Source organism: Bacillus sp. AP8 (genome assembly GCF_000321185.1).
In the GTDB taxonomy this organism is placed as follows: Bacteria; Bacillota; Bacilli; order Bacillales; family DSM-1321; genus Bacillus_AD; species Bacillus_AD massilioanorexius.
Map to the genome: position 1 here is coordinate 1 of NZ_CAPG01000102.1, position 2,200 is coordinate 2,200.

Genomic DNA, 2,200 nt, shown 5'->3' on the forward strand with positions numbered 1-2,200 from the left:
TTGTTTTTGTATTGGCTGTTTTCTAAAAGCAGATTGGAGCGCAATGCGTGATTCTATAGGAAGCTATGTGCAAGGATCTCATCACTTACCCCGTGTAAAGTGAGCAACTTTTTTAGGTAAACAGGCTTTATCTTAATCCAAATTTATAAAATGGAAACCATGTTTTTTAGGAATTTTTAAGAAAAATATATTAACCTATAATAAGAGGGGGGATAATATGAAGATTTTAATTATAGAAGATGATCGATATCTTTCTGATACAATCGTTGAAACCATTAAAGATCACTTCGAAACTGTACAATCTTTTGATGGAGAAGAAGGTTTATATTTCGCACAACAAAATATATATGATGCCATTATTTTAGATATTATGCTACCCAATATGGATGGATATGAGGTTTTAAAAGAGTTACGTAAAAATCATATTACAACGCCCGTTATTTTTTTAACAGCAAAAGACGGAATTGATGACAAAATTTTAGGTTTTAAGGTAGGGGCCGATGATTATTTGGTAAAGCCATTTCATAGAGAGGAATTATTACTCCGATTGGAAGCGATAGTACGCCGATCTGTAGGTGGATTTAATGAAAATACGCTAACTTTCAAGGATTTAACACTACATTTGAAAAATAGAACAGCAACAATTGGAGAAGAATCGATAAAGTTGAATGGAAAGCAGTTTAGTCTATTAGAGTACTTAATCAATAATAAAAATACTATTCTGACGAAGGAACAAATTTTTGATCGTATTTGGGGCTTTGAATCAGATACTTCGAATACAGTAGTTGAAGTTTACGCCAGTCATTTAAGGAAAAACCTGAAAAAGTTTCACTATGATCAATATATAAAAACGTTTCGTGGCTTAGGATATATGCTGTCAGAAAATGGTGCCGAAGATGAATAAGAATGGCATTTTAAAAAAGCAGCAATTCTCGTTTATGTTCTTAAATTTTATTGCTTTTACAGTTATTTTTGCAATTTTTGGTATCATCATTTTTACGATTGTTCAAAACACGTTGTATTCACAGGTTGATAAAGAATTACTTTCCTTTAAGGAACGCATTGGAGAAAAGCGTGACATGAATGGGCAGCCACCACCTTTAAAGGGGGATTACCCAAGAAATTTAAGGATTATCCAATTGAAATGGAATAAAGATCTGGAAATCATGAATCAAGATCAGATAGGTTTACTGTATTATGAGAATTACTTTAAAGATGTGAAGCCAGATGTGAATAACTTGAATCAAATTAATAAAATAGTGATAAACGAGAATCATTTTAGATCTATTACCGTAAAAAATGAGGATAATAATGGTGAAATGTATACACAACTTATTATTAATGTTGATGCAGAACAAACAATCCTTAATAATTTTGAAAAAATATTGATTGTTTGTATTGTGGTAGCGATTCTTTTGTCTATTTCAGCCAGTTATTTGCTATCGAAAAAAACGATGAATCCTATTATTACTTCATGGAAAAGACAATTAGATTTCGTAGAAAATGCGTCACATGAATTGCGAACACCATTGACCATTATTCAAAATAAATTGGAGCTGTTACTTACCGCGCCGAATGCAAAAATCATGGATAAGTTCGAAAATATTGCGCTCAGTTTATCCGAAACTCGCAGATTATCTAAACTTACAGCTGATTTGTTAACATTAGCAAGAGCAGATTCTTCTGAAACACAATTGGTGAAGAAAAAGTTTGATTTAGATTCCTTCATTGAGGAAATTTGTTTACCATATAGTGAAATAGCAGAATTACAGGAAAAGACTGTATCACTTGATTTGCAATCAAAAGCTAGTATTGTAGCGGATAAAAGTAGAATACATCAATTATTAGTGATATTAATAGATAATGCTTTGAAATACACATCTGAAAATGACAAAATTACGATTAGGACTGTATCTGAAGAAAATAAAGTAATAATCTTAGTTTGTGACACGGGTATCGGTATTAGTGACGAAAATAAAAAGCGTATATTTGATCGCTTTTATAGAGAGGATAAAGCAAGAACTCGTGAAAAGGGCGGTGTTGGTCTTGGATTATCCATAGCTCAGTGGATTGTCTCAAGTCATAATGGTAGCATTAAAGTTGAAAATAACGGTGGAAAAGGAACTATTTTTAAAATAAAACTTCCTAAAATGTAAACAAAATAAATGATTTAATCACTATATAAATTATATAGAGAGGC

General features: G+C 31.5%; 2 protein-coding genes. Both read left to right on the forward strand.

The window, feature by feature from the left end:
* The first annotated feature begins 217 nt into the window (after positions 1-217).
* Complete coding sequence (locus BN349_RS22670; protein ID WP_019244589.1) at positions 218-904, forward strand: response regulator transcription factor; 687 nt, start codon at positions 218-220, stop codon at positions 902-904.
* A complete protein-coding gene (locus tag BN349_RS22675; protein ID WP_019244590.1) occupies positions 897-2,156 on the forward strand; it encodes a sensor histidine kinase in 1,260 nt (419 codons plus the stop codon). Before BN349_RS22670 ends, BN349_RS22675 begins: the two co-directional genes overlap by 8 nt.
* Positions 2,157-2,200: the final 44 nt, after the last annotated feature.

What these genes read in the sequence shown, in the direction of transcription:
- BN349_RS22670 (WP_019244589.1), top strand. Translation starts at nt 218, where the DNA reads ATGAAGATTTTAATTATAGAAGATGATCGATATCTTTCTGATACAATC.
- BN349_RS22675 (WP_019244590.1), top strand. Translation starts at nt 897, where the DNA reads ATGAATAAGAATGGCATTTTAAAAAAGCAGCAATTCTCGTTTATGTTC.